Source organism: Pseudomonas sp. GW821-FHT01E05 (genome assembly GCF_059422425.1).
The window spans coordinates 409,008-427,056 of sequence record NZ_JBWKWW010000006.1 but is presented as its reverse complement, the minus strand read 5'-3'; the positions used below and the strand labels follow the sequence as shown (position 1 = coordinate 427,056).

The following is an 18,049-nucleotide window of genomic DNA, read 5'->3' as shown; positions in this document are numbered from 1 at the left end:
CTGGCGCGCCTGGGAATTCAAAGCTCCGTAATGCTGTTCGAGCTCTGGGGTTTGCCAGTCGAAATGTAAACCCCTATTATCACTTGCGGTTCACTGTCAACAGCGACCGTAATCATCGGATTCGGTAGGCGTTTTCCCGCCTTATCTACCAATATAACGTCGAGCTCAAACGTGCAAATTTCAACAGGTTTTTCCATTGCTTAGTACCCTGTTAGATTAGGTTGGAGCTCATCAGAACGTCATGTCTGACGAGTGATTTGTGCTCTTGATGATAGTCTATTCACTACCAACCGCCTGAGGTACCTTAACAGTCTTTATACGGAGAACATCAGCCAACTCAACTAAACATCTATTTAGTTGAGTTAAGTCGAGTACTTCGGGCCCTATCTCGTAATACCACTTCCTAGAGCTCTCCCCCTTCCCTCACCAACTCACTGAAATCACCGAATAGCAGTCATATCACTTTAACTGCAATGCTCGCTTCCATTCAGGCGCCTGCCATTCCCACACATGAATCTCCTCGAAAGTCTTAGGTAGCAACATACGACCAATCTCGATGCTCGCCGATAAAGGTGTCGCGGGGTAGATGTGCACTATACGAGCCCCCGCTCCTGTTAGTCGCTGAAGGAAGCCATCGAATTCGCGACGGAAGCTCAGTAGGTGCTCTTCCTTGCGGATGATGCCACGGTTTGGCAGTTCGGCACGGAACTCGACAACCTCACGATCGACAGGAAATGCGACCTTACCCGAAATGCTAACAACCACCGACACCTCGCGCGGTAGCACTTTGGGCACGTCATAGATGTAGCTGGGCTCAGGGCACGTGTCGCGCTTGTCCCATAGCCAACCGTCGTTGGGCAGGTCCATGACGTTAGCACGGGTCTTGTCGCCAATCAGCGCGCCGATTTTCATCAGCATCGGTATCGGCGCAAATCCGGCAATGGTTAAGTGCGCATTACCGTTACGGTCGACGAGGGCGGGCTGGATGAGTCGGTCATAGTGCGTGGTAAGCGCCTTCTCTGCACGAGGCCAGAAGTCCGGGTCGTTGTCTTGGAAGTCGAAGTCGCTGCGGTTGATGTGGATGTGGCTACCCTGGGGGAACAGCTTATAGTTGCTGTTCTCCAGCATCGCGAAGTGAATCTGGTCCACGTCGATGTTGGTCACATGCTGCCCAATTGGGAACGTCACCAGCAGCGGCAAACTCTCCATCACGCCCGTGGCGGAGTAAATGCGCTCGATACGGGCCTCATGCTCACGTTTCATGGCTTGGAGCTGCGGTGTGGTGAACTTGTTGTTCCTGCCATGCCGGTCGATACGCCCGTGGCAGTCAAAGCAGGCCAGCATCAGGTTGCTGACGTCTTTGGCTAAGCGCTCCGACTCGCCCTTCTCGCCCCGTGCGCCTCCAGGACTATCTGCAATGATGTGCGCATGCTCGCCTGTGAAGGCTCTTTCTTTGGTCAAAAAGTCGCGCCCCACGGGCTTGCAGCAGCCACGGAATTCGCAGCGACCCGCAGCCGCCACCCACAGGTCACGCCGTACATCGACGGGGATGCGAGCTCGGTCCTGGCTTCGAGTTTCTTTCGTCTGAGCAGGTATTTTTAACGTCGCCTTATCCTGTGGCATGGTTTTCTTCGTTGCCAATCTTCTTCTCCAGTTTCAACTCTCGAAACGTGCCCCGGCGGCTCAGTGTCCAAATGCGGATGCTTCGCGTGCCGATGATGGGAAAAAACAGGTGATCGCCTTCAAACGTGTCCCCGGACACAGCCTGCTCCCAGTCTCTTCGATCAATACTACTGGGTGTCGGGTCGAGTTCAGGGTGCGTGTGCCACAGCCCGAGGTAGGCCGAAGTGTGCCCCTGCTCTAGCCAGCGCTGGCGCGCGATGTGCTCGTGTGAGGACGATCGAAAGAAACTGAACCTGCTGCGGCGGTCGCTGCTCTGGGGAGTGGACACTTCGTCGACGACCACATCGTGTGAATCCAGTAGGTGGCGACCTAGTAGTACTCCTCCGGCCTCGCGGTGCCAGCAGCGTCGCTGCGCGAACGCTTGCATCTGCTGCCAAGCGTGTTCGACAATGATGAGCCGCTGGGTCGGCGTGACACGATAAACCAGCCTCATGCCATCTCCTCAGGCGCACGACAGTGGCGGCACGCGCGACCGAAAATCTTCCTCGTCGCATCTTCGGGGAGTGTTGTTCTTGCACTCTGGAACCAAGGCGTTGTGCGTAGACCATGCTGGGCAGCTGCCCGGCCTTCTCCTACCCAGAAGTGATAGGAGGGATCTCGCTCCTGCTTGCCAACTGCTACCGCCGTCATCGCCGAAAGAATATGCTCAGCTGCCAGCAAACCCGTGCGTCTGGCCTGTATTGGGCCAAACGGGACAAATGCACCAGCACAACCCGTGAGATTGCGGGTGACAGGCTGGTTTGGCTCCAGAAAGGACGTTCGCGACGCCAAGGATGGTTGGCCCTCATCGTCGCGATAGGCGCAGTCGAGGCAACCTTCACCTTTAGTCCACATCAGCACCGAGTGCCCACCCAAGTCCAGGGCCTCCAGCCAGGTAAAGACGATAGGCAAGTCAACCCGCTTGTCTTTGAGTACCCGCGAGAATGATCGCTCGATTGACGGTGCGCCAAACGCGAGAACGATACCGTCATATTTGCTGATGTTGGCAGTTTTGTGCCAGTTTTGGGCTGTAGTGCAGACTGGAGTTATCTTTAATCCCGGGTAACGCCGCTCCAGCGCTAGTTGTAGGCCCGCTGGCTTGCCAATGTCGATGTACAGGGGCTCCAGAAGGTGCCGAAAGACGTTGTCCTCCGAATACTCATCGTGGTCTACCACCGTGATTTTCCCCACTCCCGCTGCCGCCAAAGTATCGACTACAACACAGCCGATAGCACCTGCCCCTAGTACGACCACATGCTTCCCGAGTAAGTCCAGAGACGCGCCGCCACGCTCGCGCATATAGTTAGGAGTATGTCGGCGCATGGTTAGCGGCGAGACCGGTGACTTCTTGTCAACTACCCCGCGGTGCGCACCAAAGGCAATACCGACCAGCGACCGACCGCCGGCTTGTCGAGGTACCGACACCAGCAGGGCCAGCTGCTTGGGCGAGTTCTTAGATGGGCCGAACAATTCGCCCCAAAGCTTTAGCTGGTCAAATGACAGACGCTGGTGAACACCCTCGATGAACGCTGTTGTCAGCATGTCCGGCAGTGTGGGCGGCAACGCCAGCGCGTCTAAGTGAACGTACAAGACCCGTTGCCCCGCGAGCTTGTTACTACGGACCTCCCAAGGCAACTCGGCGTCTCGCTCCGTGAAATACCACTTCGACTTACCAAGTTTCGAGTTCACGAATCCCTTGACCATACGCGAGTTGCCGTCGACCTCGAAGTAGGCGCGAGAGCGCAGTGAGTCCGGTAGGTGCAGCCAGTACCCCTCAAGCTCGTTGAAGAACTCAGCGTGGCCAGTGGTTGCATCCTCTGCTGAGTTCTCGAGCAATTCATATGCTTTGAGGACTGTGTACGCCACGATGTCGGCGTGACGGCCAGGGTCGAGCGACAGTCCCTGTCCGTCGTCGATGCACACCACGCCGGTGTAGCTAACATGTGCGAGCGGCTCCTCCGGGGGTAGAGTCCAAACCTTTGGCAAGCGCAACTGTGCCTCGTCGCAATCGACGTACACAGGCCAAGTGCGCATTGCGCCTTTGAGCTCAACTCCCAGGTAATTCTGTGCTGGGTTGTCTAGGCGATCAACCTCGATGCCATGCAAACCACAAGCAGTCCTGACAGCCTCAAATGCGGCATCGACCTTTGTGGGGGCGGCCGACGACATCAGGCGGAGTTCCCGGTGCTGATGACGGCGGCCGAAACCGCCTTGGCAGTCTCAGACTTCGTGGGCACCTTGAAGTCGTCGCCGAACTGCTTCTTCAGGTATCCACAGGCGTCCTCGGGCAGGTCCTCGTCATACGCCTTCTGCAGGGCGTCGCGAAGCGACTCGAGTTTCTCTTTGAGTTTTTTCATCTGCGCGGCGGTTCGAGTGGCCATAAGATCGTAATACGGCTCCACCGGCATGGTGACCTTCAAACGCAGGTGCAGGCCATCGTCCTGACTGAGTTCGTAGGTGAATTGGTCCAGCATCGTATTAACCCAGTCCAGCATTGCCAGCAGGTCTACCGGCTTGCCGGACGTCCCGAAGTTTGGTTTGAACCAGTGAAGTGCAGCCACAGTGAGGGCAATGCTCAGCGGTGCGCCGGTGCCCTGGAACTGAACCTGCCGCCAGCGTTTAAGGTAGCGGATGCAGCGGCGGTACTGGGCCAACTTGTCGGAGTCCTCAAACGCACCGCAGACTCGTTTGGTCAGTTCCTTCGGGTCGGAGATCTCCCAAATGGAGTGCTCCTCGGCCGAATTCTCCTTGCCCTTGGCCAAGTAGAGCTTGCCGTCAACGCCCTTGGTGTAGATGGCCAAGTCGACGTGGTATGCAATATCACCACCGCTCATGTAGTTGACGGTCACGCACGGCCGACGGATGACCACTGTGCGAAAGTTTGAGTTCACCGCATCGCGCACCAACTTCTTAAGTACCACCGGGTCGGGGTATTCATCCTTTGTGCAGTCGAAGATGAGGCCAACGTCAATGTCGAAGTTGCCATCCAGCGGCACTACACCGGTGTGCATGGAGTAACTGCCCTGATTGAAGTTGACGAACGATGGCACGTCGTCGCCTAGCTTCTCCCTCAGTGTGGTAACGATAGTATCGCGCTTCTCGCGGAGGGTCGCCTTCTCATCGTCCTCGTCGAAACAGATGGCGCTGTGAAAATCTTCGAACTGTTTTTGCACTGATGGCATGCGTCCTCCTTGATCGACGGTTTGTGGCAGCCATTGGACAATGGCTTCTGTGGTTTACCTGTATGTGAAGGCTAGTTCAAGTATTTCAAGGGCTACTGCTTGAGCGTCTGCTTACAGGTTCCGAGTGCGTCAATGGCTATGTCCGCTTAGGGTTTTCAGCCCTTTGTGGCAGACCTCAATCGGCAAAGACATACGTTCGGAACCGGTTAATTTCGGCCAATGAATGTCTGGGTCATAAATGGATCTGTGAACATGGGCCTCCCTCCCCCCCTTCTCAAACTCCTTTTCGAGACATCGGAGACCAGCGCCAATCGGTCGATACCTGACGAGTTTGCCAGAATGCTCAAATTCATTTTTGTCTGAACGTAATCGCGGAGTCCTCTAAAGATATTGCTCCATCAGTGGATCAGTCATTTCAATTTTGCCCAGTTTATCCCGGGTCAGGATTGATCAATGATGGCTCCATCACTACTGAGGAGCCCCACAATGAATTCTCTCTTTTCTCAAGTCCAGGTCAGTCGCTACACCCTCTCCAATCGTATGGTCATGGCCCCTATGACGCGTTCGCGTGCCGACGATGCCGGTGTGCCGAGCGAACTGGTTGCGACTTACTATGCACAGCGTGCCAGTGCCGGCCTGATCATCAGTGAAGGCGTGTTCCCCACTGCAATGGGCAAGGGTTATGTCCGTACCCCTGGTATCGAAACCGCCGAGCAGGTCGCTGCATGGAAGCACGTCACTGAGGCCGTGCATGCTCGTGGCGGACGGATTTTCATGCAGTTGATGCACAGCGGGCGCATTTCGCACCCTTCGTTGCTGCCGAATGGCGCCCTGCCACAGGCACCTTCCGCGATCAACCCCGCTGGCCAGACCTGGACCGCGACGGGCCTTCAGGATTTTGTTACCCCCCATGCACTGAGCGTGGTTGAGATTGCCGCGGTCATTGAAGGCTATCGCCAAGCGGCGCGCCTGGCCATGGAAGCAGGCTTCGACGGTGTCGAGTTGCATGCCGCGTCGGGCTACCTGCCAGAACAGTTTCTCTCAACTGGCAGCAATCAGCGCACGGATGAGTACGGTGGATCGGTTGAAAACCGTGTGCGTTTTGTATTGGACGTGCTGTCCGCTATCGCGACGGAAATCGGTGGTGACCGGGTGGGTCTCAAGATCTCGCCTGAAATGAATTTCAACGACATCGTCGATGCCAACCCGCAAGAAACCTACACCTATCTGGTCGAGCACCTGCATGGGCTGAATCTCGCCTATCTACATGTCGCCCTGTTCGGCGCCAATGTCGACTACCACGCCTTGTTACGTCCACTGTTTGACGGCAGCTACTTGATCGGTGGCGGACTCGATCATCACTCCGCCGAATCCCTGATCGCTGACGGCCGCGCCGATGCTGCCGTATTTGGCAGCGCATTCCTCGCCAACCCGGATCTGCCTGAGCGTTTTCGCACAGGCGCTGAGCTCAATGTTCCGGATAAAAATTCGTTCTACGCACCGGGTGCGCAAGGGTACATCGACTACCCGACTTTGCCCGCAGCGCAAGGCGTCTGAGGAGCACAGTCATGTCACCCATTGCACGTCTGCAACGCATGAATCACGGCAGTCAGTTCCGGGCTTTCAGTCTGCGTGGAAATCAGTTCGCCAAGCCTATCGACCCCTTCCTTGCTGTCGATCATGCCTGGATCAGCGGGCCAACTTTTCCACCACACCCGCATGCCGGTTTCTCAGCTGTGTCCTATCTGTTTCTAGATTCCGAGACCGGAATTGAAAACCGGGACGCGCTGGGTAATCGCAACCTGATTAAACCCGGTGGGCTGCATTGGACGGCGGCGGGTAAAGGTGTGGTGCATGAGGAGGTACCGGCCGAACCGGGTAAGACGGTGCACATGCTGCAAATTTTTATCAACTTGCCGCAGGAGCGCCAAGCAGACGCGCCGTTTGCGCTCACTCTCGAAGCGCAGGAAGTGCCCGTGGTGCGATTGCCTGGGGTCAAGGTGCGCGTGCCACTGGGCAGTTTCGCTCAGGTGTCGTCGCCCTTGTCGGTACCCACCGAAGTCAGCGTGCTGGACATCTCTCTTGAAGGCGGCGCTGAAGTCAGCGTCCCGATCCCGGAAGGTCACGTGGCGTTCGTGATGCCGATTGACGGCGAAGTGCTGGTCGACGGGCTTCCCTTCAATCTCAGCGAACTCACGCTGCCGGTGAGTCTACCGCTGCGTGACGATCGCGTGGTTGGGTTGAGCGCTCCTAGGGGCAACGCCAAGGCCGTGTTGTTTTCTGGTGTCCCGTTGAACCAACCCGTGTTTTGGCAAGGACCACTGGCGCTCGCCTCTCAGCATGCGCTGGCTGAAGCCATTGACGGCTATCAGCGTGGTGCATTCGGAAAGCTACAACCTCGTTGATTGATTGAAACAACCCCAATCCGGGGCGTTAGGTGCCCCGACTTTACTGCCAGGAGAATCATCATGACGTACGAAAAATTCAGTGCTGAAAATGCCGCCTTGCTGTTGATCGACCACCAGGTGGGGACCATGGGCTGGGTAAAATCCATTCCCTTCGAAGAGCTCAAACGCAACGCGCTGATGCTCGCCAAAGCGGCGGCCATTCTGAAGCTTCCGGTGGTCCTGACCTCTAGCATGGAAGAGTACGCTCAGGGACCGCTGCTGAGTGAATTGGAGCAAATCCTCCCGGCCCAATTCGCTTCCCGCATTAAACGCTTGGGTATCGTCAACGCCATGGACGATGAACACTTCGCCGCCGCCGTCAAAGCCACAGGGCGTAAAAAACTCATCATTGCCGGTGTCACCAATGACGTGTGCACGGTCTATCCGGCGCTGAGTCTGGTGCGCGAAGGGTATGACGTTCAGGTGGTGGCCGACGGTGGTGGCTCACCAAGTGTGATGGCCGATGACATCGCGCTGCGGCGGATGGATAAGGGCGGCGTGACGCTCACAAGCACCAACCAACTGATTGCGGAACTCGCCGGAAGCTGGGCAACCCCAGAAGGCGGGCAATTGGTGCAGGTACTCATGGAAGCGCTGCAAGGTTAAGGACGTTTCTGGCTGGCAGAATCTCCAATTCCGGTTCTGCCACCCTGAAACGCCGCACAACCTTTGATCAAAGCAGCCCCGCCACACATCCCGGAGATGGGCCATCTGCGTTCCGTGTCATGGCACACATCGCACTGCCCCCACCTTGCTGAGTCGGAGAATATCGCTCATGAACAGCCCCAATGCACAGGGTCCAACGGATGTTCGATCCACTAATCGGCTCGCCCCACGAGCGTCGTTGGCGATGATGTTGCTCCTGCTCGCCGGATGCTCCTTCAGTGACCTGAAGCCGCAGTCACATCTGCTCGCGCCCACCGATGTCAGCCAGACACTTGCCGACAGTGCAATCACGCTGTCCCCGGCGGCATGGCCCTCTGAAAACTGGTGGATCAGTTTCAAGGATCCGCAACTCGATGCTTTGATCATGGAGGCTTTGGCGAACAGCCCTTCCCTGCGATCAGCGGCGGCGAAAGTGCGTCAGGCCAACGCTCTGGAAGCTATTGAAGGCGCCGGGTTACTGCCTCATGTCGATGCTGCGATGAGCTCGACACGCGAGCGTTTCAGCTCCAACGGCACCACACCTGTGCCGGTAAGGGGCACTTGGCAGAATGTCAATCAGGCCACCCTGAATGTGGGTTATGAGCTGGACTTTTGGGGCAAAAATCGTGCGGCCGTTGAAGCCGCCGTAGGCCGTCGACATGCACTTGAAGTCGATGAGCGTGCGGCGGTGCTTTTGCTATCGGCATCGATCGTGCAAACCTACATTGCGTTGCAGAACAGCTATGAACAAATGGATGTGGCTCAAACACTGTTGGCACAGCAGGAGCAAATCGAGAAACTGACTCGGCAGCGTTTCGCAGCTGAACTGGATACGCAGATCGACATCAAGCAGTCCCAGGCTTCCCTGCCTGCCAGTAAAGCCAATATTGCCGCACTGAAAGAATTGATCGAACTCAACCGGAACAAACTTGCTTCCTTACTGGGCAAGGGGCCTGACCGGGGACGGACAATCACGAGACCCCAGCTTCAGTCCAGCAATAGCGTGGTGCTGCCGACCAATCTACCCGCCGAGTTGATCGGTCATCGTCCTGATGTTGTTGCGCAGCGTTGGCGCGTCGAAGCCTCGGGCCATGAAATCGATGTGGCAAAAGCTCGTTTCTATCCTGACGTTAACCTGACGTCATTCATCGGTCTGCAAAGTCTTGGTTTTGATACTTTCAGCGAGCGCAGCAGCCGAATAGTCGGATTCGCCCCAGCGATCAGCCTTCCGATCTTCGAAGGCGGTCGATTGCGCGGGAACCTGGACGCCCAGGACGCTGCATACGATCTGGCGGTCGAGAACTACAACCAGACAGTCATCGATGCCCTCCGCGATATCGCCGACCAGTTGTCTTCACTGCGTTGGTTAAAAGAACGCCTGACTCAGCAAAATGACGCCGTAGCCACTGCACAGGCAGCTGCCGACCTGGTGAACAAACGGTACGCAGCAGGACTGGCAACCTATCTGCAGGTACTAGCAACTGAGAACTCAACGTTGACCGAAACACGTCAACTGGTTGATCTGAAATCCAGAGCACTTTCCCTTCAGGCCAATCTGAGCCGGGCGTTGGGGGGCGGCTATATGCCTGAAATCCCTGCCCCCGAAAACGCCTCTCCTTCCTTGGCAGGTAATTGATGTTATGACTACAGAATCGCCCTCCCCAGCCGCCACCCAACAGCGAACATTGTACCGCCCCACACTGCTGCTGATTGTGGCCATAGCCTTTCTGGTCGCCGCCTTGTGCGTTGCCTACCTGCTGAGACTGGATTCCGAATCCACGGACGATGCCTATGTCGACGGCAATGTTGTTCAGGTGACTTCACAAGTCAGCGGTACGGTGACGGCAATCAGCGCCGACAACACCGATCATGTCGACACCAACTCGCCACTGGTGACATTGAACGCCGTGGATGCCGAAATCCACTACGAGCGCGCCACGTCGAACCTGGCTCGTGCAGTTCGTCAGGCACGCACCCAGTACTATCAGGTCCAGCAACTTCAGGCTGAAGTCGACCAGCGTCAAACCGACGTACGCAAGGCCCAGGAGGATGTACGTCGACGCAGTCAACTCGCCGCTAGTGGTGCCGTATCTCGTGAAGAGATCAGTCACACCGCAGATGTACTCAAAAACGCTGTCGCGGGGCTTGAGGGCACCAAACACGCCCTCGCCGTTCGGCTCGCAATGGTCGATGGCACCACACTTCCTACTCACCCGGATGTGCTGGTGGCGGCAAGCAACCTGCGTGATGCTTACATCGCCTTGCATCGCACCCAAATCTATTCGCCGGTTACAGGTGTAATCACCAAACGCACTGTGCAGGTCGGACAAAAAATCACTCCGGGCGTAGCGCTGATGTCGGTGGTGCCTGTTGATCAAGTCTGGGTCAATGCCAACTTCAAGGAATCGCAGATTGAAGACTTGCGTATTGGTCAACCCGTTGAACTGCGCGCGGATGCCTACAGCCGCAGCGTCATATTCCACGGGACCATTATCGGCCTGGATGCCGGTACCGGCAGTGCTTTCTCCTTGCTGCCAGCTCAGAACGCTACTGGCAATTGGATCAAGGTGACTCAACGGGTGCCGGTACGGATCGCGTTACGGCCACAGGAAATCTCACAGAACCCCTTGCGTCTGGGGTTGTCCATGCGCGTCGTGGTCGACACCACCGATCGCAATGGCCCCGTCCTGAACAAGACAGCTTCACAGCAACCGATTTACAGCACCGAGATTTTCAAGAACGAACTTCAGGACGCCAATGAAGTTGTGGAACGCGTGATCAGTGCCAATGAGGGTAGTGACCATGACCCCAAAAATCTGAAGTTTTGACGGGGGGGATCATGTACAGAAAACACGCCGCCTTATTGTTCACTGTGGGCCTGCTCTGTGCGTTGGAATATTTGCAGGCAGGCATGATCGCTTTTGCCTCTGCACCGATTCGCGGCGAAATCGAGGCCAGCCCTGAAGAATTCAGCTTAGTGGCCGCCCTCTATGCCTGTATCGCGGTGGTGGTGATCTCGAAACAGCATTGGTTGACGGAGCGCCTGGGCTGGCGCAACTTCATGCTCGGCTCAATCAGCGTTTTCGTACTGGGCGCTTTCGTGTGCGGTGTAAGCGTTGATTTGACCAGTTTTACCGTAGGCCGAGTCGTCATGGCTCTGGGTGGAGCCTCGTTCATGACTTCAGCGCGCCTCATGATCAACCTGCTTCCCCCTGGTCCGGGCCGATTCACGGGTATCAAAGTGTTTGCCACCGGACTCGCCGGCGGGACGGCTGCGGCACCTTTTGTCTCGTCATTGGTGGTGGCCGAAAATACCTGGCACGCGATCTTCTGGATATTGATCGTCGGCGCCTTGGTTGCAGCAACCCTTTGCGTACGTTTTCTGCCTACCAGCCCTATCCCTAAGGAAGACCGAACCCCCACGAGTCTCGCAAGCATTCTCTTGTTGTCGGTCAGTAGTTTCTTTCTGCTCTACATTTTACAGCGGTCCTACTACGACTTTTATAACGACACCTTCATCCTCGTCGGTTGCGCATTTTTGGCAGCACTGGGCGTGTACACCTTTTTCCACGCCGAACACATCAAGGCAAAGCCCTTCCTGAAGATCAGAGACTTGATGCGGCCACGATACCTCCAGGGCGTGGCGCTGTTTTGCTACGCCTACGTTGTACTGGGCGCGAATAACTACATCTTGCCGTATTTCCTGCAAACGGGGCTTGGCTACTCCTGGGACACCATCGGTACATTCCAGGCCATCGGACTGACCGGCACCCTGGCCACCTGGGTCATCATGGCGACTCTCCTTCCAAAGTACCCTGCCCCTAAGAAGTTCTTCATTCTGGGATTCATTGCGCTGGGTGGCTTTGGCTGGCTGCTGTCCTCGCTGACGCCCAGCGCCAATCTGTGGTCGAACATTCTGCCAGCATTGATTCTCAATGGATGCTTTGTGATGTTGGTGATGTCGACCGCGGCCATGCAAACCTTTCGGGACGTGATGCAAGAGGAGAAGCTCTTCGCGCACGCCTATCAGGTCAAAAACATGATGGGACAGATCGCCATGGCGATTGGCACCACGGCCGCCACACTGTTCCTGCAATGGCGTACGACCCTGCAATACAACAACCTCAACGTGCATTTCAGCGCCAGCGACCCTCTCTATGTGGAGCAAACTCAACAACTGGCGCAAGTACTGTCATCCGAAGTGGGCGCAACGACAGCGAACCAAATCTCGGTGGCGATGCACGCACAAATGCTGCAGCAGCAATCGACCCTGGTCGCCAGTCTGGAATATTTCTGGGTCGTGATCGGCGTGGCGGTGATCGCGCTGATCATTTCAGTCACGCAGAAGACTTTCAGATGAACCAGAATACCTTCACGAATGCGGGTGCATACACGCGATGAACACTACACCCCCGGAAATCATTATTGTCGGCGGATCCCTTGCCGGCCTCACGCTGGCGCTTGCTTGTGCGACCAGGGGCGTGCCCGTTCGTGTCGTTGAGCGTTCTGTGGGGCGCGTGCACGGTGGAGACAGCCTGAGTATTGATCTGGAACTGCTCGCGACGACGGCTGGTCATGATCCGCGGGCTGCGCCCATTTTGCCCGTGGTCCCCGCCTATCGCGAATTGACGACCTGGCCCGCGCTTTACAGCTGGCTACGGGACCGGGCTGTCGCAACGCCAGGCATCGTCCTCGAAGAAGGCAACGCCGTCACCTTGGTCACAGACCTTGGCGATCGGGCACAACTCTCCTTAGCCGACGGAACCCGGAGGGTTGCCGCCGCGGTGATCGGTGCGGACGGATATCGCAGCATCGTTCGCCAGGCGGTCACGCCCGACGCACCGCTTGCCTGCTACGCCGGTTATCTCGTGTGGCGTGGACTGGTCGAGGAGCGAACGCTGACGCGTCCCGTCCCCTGGCCATCGGATGGCGGCCTATGGATTGAGTTTGTGGGTGGATACCGTCTGGTTGCTGCAGTCCTTCCTGGTCGCGACGGCTCGATGGAGCCAGGTCAGCGTCAAGTCACATTCGCATGGTTCGATGTGCATCAGGAAGCATTGCTCCGTCGCACCGGCTGCCTGACTGCCAATGGCCATATCATGGGCACACTTGGGCGCGGCACGATCGGCGAAGACGTGAGGTCTGAACTAGTCGCCCTGATCCCACAGGTCTGGCCTGAGATGTGGGCGGAGGCAGTGACTGTCGGTGTGCGCTCAGCGAATGTATTGAGCGGCGCTCCGATTGCGGAATACAAGCCGCAGCGGTTGGCTCGTGGCGCACTGGCAATCATCGGGGATGCTGCTCACGTCGTTTCTCCGATGACCGGGCGCGGCTTTTTGACCGGAGTGGAAGATGCGGCGTTGCTGGCCCGAATGCTCGCAGACCGAGGCGCAGACGAACCCTTTGCCGCGGTGTTGGCCCGCTATGAGCAAGCACGATTACCCTTCGTCCGCGGGCTGGTTACTCATTCAAACCGGATCAGCGCCGAATATGTTCGTTATGCGGCAGCCAACTGATCGGTGAACTCTCGCATTGCCCGAAGCGTCACGCGCTTCGGGCAATGCGACGGGCTCGTGCTTTATTGGATGCCAGCCCCCAAAGCCGGGAATACATCAGTGAACAACAAGCCAATCAGTTGCTGTCCGTTAGGTGTGGACCAATCCTGTCCGATCTCCGCCATGAGTGTATTGGTGGCGGTGAGCACGACGCCAGCATCGTGCATTCGTTGACGGGCGAACTCTTCGGAAAGATCGCTGGGCGAGCCCGAAGCATCCAGCACGGCCTGCACGGCGAAGCCTTCGAGCGCAGCATCGATTGCCGGAAAGATAAGACAAACGTCGGTGGTCACACCGGCCATGATCAGATGCTTGCGCCCAGTGGCAAGCACCGCATCGCGGAAGTCGGCGTATTCCCAGGCGTTGACCACACCTGGGCGCTTGATCCGTGCCGCGTGCGCTTCTGGAAGCACCTTGGCGATTTCCGGGAGAATCGGGCCCTGGGCATGATCTTCCTGGCTGGACGTAATCACGACCGGCATGTTGAGTATCTTCGCCATCTTGGCCAGCGCAATCGACTGTTTCGCGGCAAACTCACGGTCTATGTTTTTGATCAGTTGCATCGTGCCGACCTGATGGTCGATCAGCAACAACGCGGCGTTCTCTGCAGTGAATCGTACGTCGGCCATAGTACAAATCCTCGTTTCGTTGGGTTCAAACAAAGGGTAGCGGAGGTCCGCTGAACAGAACTACGTTGGCACTTCCCTGCGGGGCTCTTAACTTGACCTCGCGTGGAACATCTTGCGCCGGGAACACCGGAAGTTTCAGATCCTCACGATCGAAGCGCTGGGCCGCCACCTCCACCGTGCCCTCAATTGGCATGATGAACATGCTGTGGCCTGCGGCAATCGGCACACTCAGTTCAGCCCCCGCCTCCAGCGTGATGTCGAGCATCGTAACTTCGGTCGGTGGACTCAGCGGGGAGCTCATTTCACGATAGCTCCCCAACGGTACCCGCACCTTGGCACCTGGTACGTGCATGACCGGCACATCCTGCGCTTCGAGTATCAGCGGGAACGGCGCGATGTCCCTGCGTGAGGGGGCAAGAGCGACGAAGATCTGCAGTCCGTGCACCGTTTTTCCGGTTTCAGCCGGGACCTCCTCATGCGCCACGCCACGACCGGCGGTCGTCCAGTGCAAACCGCCTGGTTGAATCACATTCTGGGTTCCGATCGAGTCACGATTGGCCATCCCGGTCTCGGAATCGAGAAGCAGATAGGACAGCGCCGAAATTCCGGCGTGCCGGTGTGGCGCAAAGGTCGGTGCATTCATCCAGTAGTGGTCGACCCCGATGAAGGGGGAGATCAACTCTGGTTCGGTACGCAGACCGTAACCGTGGAAATGGCTGCCTAGATTGGCGCGATTAAGCTGGGCGATAACGACAGACATGACGGCAGTCTCTGGTACGAATGGTATCGTTCAGCGAGCCAATGAGTATGGACTCACCATTTCTCACCAAACGGCAGTGGATCATTGTGCATAGGGCGCGAAAAACGCCTCAAACGCGGCCAGCAATGCCTCCGGGTGCTCTTCCGCCGGATAGTGACCGCAATTTGCAATGACCACGGATTCGACATTTGAAGCGACTGTGCGCAACTCGGCTTCGACGCTGTCACCACAGGCCAGCGCCCCCGAAAACGCCAAAACCGGTAACGTCAAACGCGTGGCTTTACGCTGTTGATTCTGTGGAATCGACTGATCTATTGCACGGTAGTAGTCGAAGCTGGCCCGCAGCGCTTGTGGATCGCGCTTGAGTTGTTCGATGTAGAAATCAACCGCGTAACGAGGCACTGCCTCTGGCGAACCTGCTTTGGTTGCGAACTGGTGACCGAAGTAAAGTTCTTCGCGGCCACTGACCAGTTGTTCGTTGATGCCCAGCGCCCGATTGAAGTTGAAATGCCAGAGAAAATCACTGAGCCAGCGGTGCTCGGGCAGCAATGGCGGAGAGTCCGACACACCAGGAATAAGCGCTTCGCCCAGCGCAATGCGTTCGATTCGGGCGGGTTGATCGTGCGCCATGGCGTAACCGGTCCACATGCCGATGTCATGGCCGGCCATGGCGAATGACTCATGCCCCAAGGCGTCCATCAGCGCAAACATGTCCTGGGCCAGGGTCCGTGAGTCATAACCCTCCTGGGCTTTTTCCGAGAGCCCGACGCCCCTCGGATCGACGGCGATCACGGTGAACGTGCGAGCGAGCGGTAGCATCAGGTAGCGCCACGCAAACCAGTTTTGTGGCCATCCCCCAAGCAGTAACAATGGCTTGCCCTGCCCGCCAATGACAGCGTGCAGTTTCACACCGTTGGCAGCGATCTCGTAGCTATCAAAGACGTCAGCAAAACCCGTTGGCAGCTTTGGTACGCCATGCACGGAGCCAAAGCCGCTCAGAGTTTTGAAGTGTTCCTTTTGCAGCATCCCAAAGCCCACCTGATTGATCAATTAACCAGACCATAAATGAGGTGTCAGGTACTGACTAGGCAAGTAATCACCAAGGACTGTTGCGCTTGCGCACCAATTTCGACGCAGGTATGTAAGGGCCATGACTGGCGCCTCTGCTCAGCGGATGACGCCAGTGTGCCAGGCCTAAAATCGCATGACCGCCTGGAGCCAGAGACGTTCGCCGCGAGCCCTGTTTTCGACAAGCGTTTCATGTTGCCATTTTATCAGTACGCCAAACTCGGGGGTTTGATATTTCACAACAGGGCCATAAGCAACGATTTGACCTCGGTTCCCGTCCTCCCCCACCGACTCTCCGTGACTTTCATCATCGCTCACCTGCTTGTACAAATACCCACTGACTCCAACCTGCCAATTCTTGTTCAAGCTGTAACCAAGATGGTAGTCAGCATTCAGTTCGCGCCCAGACCGGTAATCAGTCGCACGATTATTGTCGTTTATCATGTAGAGAATCTTGGCGCTTATCTCCACCTCCTCTATCGGGTTCGCCGTGAAGGAGTACCACGGGGAATAGGACCACACATTGGTTCCCACGTTGAAGAGGCGATCCTTGTCATACGATGCCGTGGGCGCGTAAAAATCCACGCCCAACATCTGATGAAAACGTGGAGAGCTCCAACCGAGAAACAGTGGTGTAAACGCCAAATCGGCGAAACCTTCATCCTTACCACTGTTTCGGACACGTCCTTGGGGCGTTTCTGTATAAAAACTCACCTGCCCTTTGATATAGGGCAACGCTGCACGACTGGCCAATGTTGCGCCCAGTAAGGTGTAGTCGGAATAGACGTAGTCCAGGCATACTGCGAGCGATTGGTAACTGAGTTTGAAGTCTTCAATCCCGGCCATGCTGTGTCCATCCGCCCCCTTTAGTTCATTCGAGTCGTAAGCGGAGCTGTAAAAAAAAGTAGTCAGTCCTGGTGGTGGCATTCGCCCAGCCAATACGGTATCAAGACCGAGTGGGTAAGCGGTTCCGTTATTTTCGGTAGCGTGAGTTTGGGCACAGGTCAGCAGTATGGCTACCGTGCAAAGCAAGGGAGAACTTTTGCTGAGCAGCAAGGTTTTTACGCGCAACATAAGGATGATCTCGTATGGATTATTATTTTGATTACGAAGATTCATGCGGGCAAACAGAACAACATGTAACGCTTTACAAAAACAATAAGGCCGGCCTGTTAGAGGTGTTTATTATTTGTGAGGCAATAGAGCCCACCTTGTTTTAGGCAGGCCCAATTGAATAGTTAGGTTTCGTGTCAGGTAGAGTTACCAGGCAGTGGTACCACCATCGACCCGAATATCAGTACCCGTGATAAAAGAGCTTTCATCAGAAGCCAGGAACAAAGCGGTGGCTGCGACTTCTTCGGGCTTACCCAAACGCCCCAGCATCACCTTGCCCACCATCGTTTCAGCCCACTCGGGATCCTTCAGCAACGGGATTGTTTGCTTGGACTCAATCAATCCCGGGGAAATGCTATTGGCGCGCAAGCCATGGAGCCGGCCCTCCAGCGCCAGTTGGCGGGTCATGGAAAGCACTGCCCCTTTGGCCGCGCTATGCGCGATTCCGGGGAGCATGCGGTAGGTCGACCATGCGGAAACTGACGCGGTGTTAATAATTGAGGCGCCCGGGGACTTGATTAGCTCCGGCCAAGCGGCACGTACAAGATGGAACACCAGATTCAGTTCCTGATTGATTGTTCGATGCCAGTCATCGTCTGATATCTGATCGATCCAACCAAAGTAAGCCATCGCCGCATTATTGAATAACACGTCGACGCGTCCGAATTCCGAAACAGCCAATTCGACTAGGCGTGCGCAGTTGGCAGGGTCAGTCAAGTCGCAATTGCTCAGGGAAACCATATCCCCACCCATGGACTTCACTGCATCAACTGTCTCTTGAGCCGCCTCATGAGAGATATCACACCCCACTACTTTGGCGCCTTGTTGTGCGAACATTAACGCCGAAGCTCGCCCCATCGATCCGCCTGTGCCTGTAATAATGCAAACTTTACCCTGCAGACGATTACTTTTAAGCATCCCATTTCTCCTGCTTGTTTTTATAAGAACAGCTTGCAGTAACACACCCGATCAATCGTGGCGGTTAATG

The 18,049-nt window shown here is 56.4% G+C and carries 16 protein-coding genes; 7 read left to right on the top strand and 9 right to left on the bottom strand.

What is annotated here, in order from left to right; translation table 11 throughout:
• Nucleotides 1-459: 459 nt before the first annotated feature.
• Genes AC07W5_RS16220 through AC07W5_RS16205 form a run of 4 tightly spaced genes read right to left on the bottom strand, consistent with a single transcriptional unit; the run spans nt 460 to nt 4,844 of the window.
• Nucleotides 460-1,641 carry an SAVED domain-containing protein gene (locus AC07W5_RS16220; protein WP_157221356.1) on the bottom strand — a complete coding sequence of 394 codons (1,182 nt, stop codon included), beginning with the start codon at nt 1,639-1,641 and terminating at the stop codon, nt 460-462.
• Complete coding sequence (locus AC07W5_RS16215) at nt 1,610-2,116, bottom strand: Mov34/MPN/PAD-1 family protein (protein ID WP_494991616.1); 507 nt, start codon at nt 2,114-2,116, stop codon at nt 1,610-1,612. Before AC07W5_RS16215 ends, AC07W5_RS16220 begins: the two co-directional genes overlap by 32 nt.
• Nucleotides 2,113-3,831, bottom strand: coding sequence for a ThiF family adenylyltransferase (locus AC07W5_RS16210; protein ID WP_007996115.1), 1,719 nt, complete (start codon nt 3,829-3,831; stop codon nt 2,113-2,115). Before AC07W5_RS16210 ends, AC07W5_RS16215 begins: the two co-directional genes overlap by 4 nt.
• Nucleotides 3,831-4,844: a nucleotidyltransferase domain-containing protein gene (locus AC07W5_RS16205; protein ID WP_007996113.1), complete on the bottom strand. Its 1,014-nt coding sequence runs from the start codon at nt 4,842-4,844 to the stop codon at nt 3,831-3,833. The genes AC07W5_RS16210 and AC07W5_RS16205 overlap by 1 nt, the downstream gene beginning before the upstream one ends.
• Nucleotides 4,845-5,330: 486 nt before the next feature.
• Between AC07W5_RS16205 and AC07W5_RS16200 the strand changes: the two genes are divergently transcribed.
• The 7 genes from AC07W5_RS16200 (at nt 5,331) to AC07W5_RS16170 (ending at nt 13,452) form a co-directional block, all read left to right on the top strand.
• The gene (locus AC07W5_RS16200; RefSeq protein ID WP_007996112.1) at nt 5,331-6,401 is read left to right on the top strand and encodes an alkene reductase; all 1,071 of its coding nucleotides are present in this window, start codon (nt 5,331-5,333) and stop codon (nt 6,399-6,401) included.
• An 11-nt stretch (nt 6,402-6,412) separates the two neighbouring features.
• Complete coding sequence (locus AC07W5_RS16195; RefSeq protein ID WP_495023789.1) at nt 6,413-7,249, top strand: pirin family protein; 837 nt, start codon at nt 6,413-6,415, stop codon at nt 7,247-7,249.
• A gap of 63 nt (nt 7,250-7,312) precedes the next feature.
• Nucleotides 7,313-7,897 (top strand): isochorismatase family protein, encoded by a 585-nt coding sequence (locus AC07W5_RS16190; RefSeq protein WP_494991614.1) that lies wholly within the window; start codon nt 7,313-7,315, stop codon nt 7,895-7,897.
• Nucleotides 7,898-8,066: 169 nt separating this feature from the next.
• Nucleotides 8,067-9,572, top strand: coding sequence for an efflux transporter outer membrane subunit (locus AC07W5_RS16185; RefSeq protein WP_494991613.1), 1,506 nt, complete (start codon nt 8,067-8,069; stop codon nt 9,570-9,572).
• A gap of 4 nt (nt 9,573-9,576) precedes the next feature.
• Nucleotides 9,577-10,764, top strand: coding sequence for an HlyD family secretion protein (locus AC07W5_RS16180; RefSeq protein ID WP_494991612.1), 1,188 nt, complete (start codon nt 9,577-9,579; stop codon nt 10,762-10,764).
• An 11-nt stretch (nt 10,765-10,775) separates the two neighbouring features.
• Entirely contained in the window at nt 10,776-12,296 is a 1,521-nt protein-coding gene (locus AC07W5_RS16175) for an MFS transporter (RefSeq protein ID WP_494991611.1), read from the top strand.
• A gap of 37 nt (nt 12,297-12,333) precedes the next feature.
• The gene (locus AC07W5_RS16170) at nt 12,334-13,452 is read left to right on the top strand and encodes an FAD-dependent monooxygenase (RefSeq protein ID WP_494991610.1); all 1,119 of its coding nucleotides are present in this window, start codon (nt 12,334-12,336) and stop codon (nt 13,450-13,452) included.
• Between the two features lie 62 nt (nt 13,453-13,514).
• Here the strand turns inward: AC07W5_RS16170 and AC07W5_RS16165 are convergent, their stop codons facing one another.
• The 5 genes from AC07W5_RS16165 to AC07W5_RS16145 form a co-directional block, all read right to left on the bottom strand.
• Nucleotides 13,515-14,120: an isochorismatase family protein gene (locus AC07W5_RS16165; RefSeq protein ID WP_007985637.1), complete on the bottom strand. Its 606-nt coding sequence runs from the start codon at nt 14,118-14,120 to the stop codon at nt 13,515-13,517.
• A gap of 25 nt (nt 14,121-14,145) precedes the next feature.
• A complete protein-coding gene (locus tag AC07W5_RS16160) occupies nt 14,146-14,880 on the bottom strand; it encodes a pirin family protein (protein ID WP_007985638.1) in 735 nt (244 codons plus the stop codon).
• Nucleotides 14,881-14,961: 81 nt separating this feature from the next.
• Nucleotides 14,962-15,906, bottom strand: coding sequence for an alpha/beta fold hydrolase (locus tag AC07W5_RS16155; RefSeq protein WP_007985640.1), 945 nt, complete (start codon nt 15,904-15,906; stop codon nt 14,962-14,964).
• A 168-nt stretch (nt 15,907-16,074) separates the two neighbouring features.
• Nucleotides 16,075-17,022: a SphA family protein gene (locus AC07W5_RS16150; protein WP_494991734.1), complete on the bottom strand. Its 948-nt coding sequence runs from the start codon at nt 17,020-17,022 to the stop codon at nt 16,075-16,077.
• A gap of 186 nt (nt 17,023-17,208) precedes the next feature.
• Nucleotides 17,209-17,979 (bottom strand): SDR family NAD(P)-dependent oxidoreductase, encoded by a 771-nt coding sequence (locus AC07W5_RS16145; RefSeq protein ID WP_008018079.1) that lies wholly within the window; start codon nt 17,977-17,979, stop codon nt 17,209-17,211.
• Between the last annotated feature and the right edge of the window lie 70 nt (nt 17,980-18,049).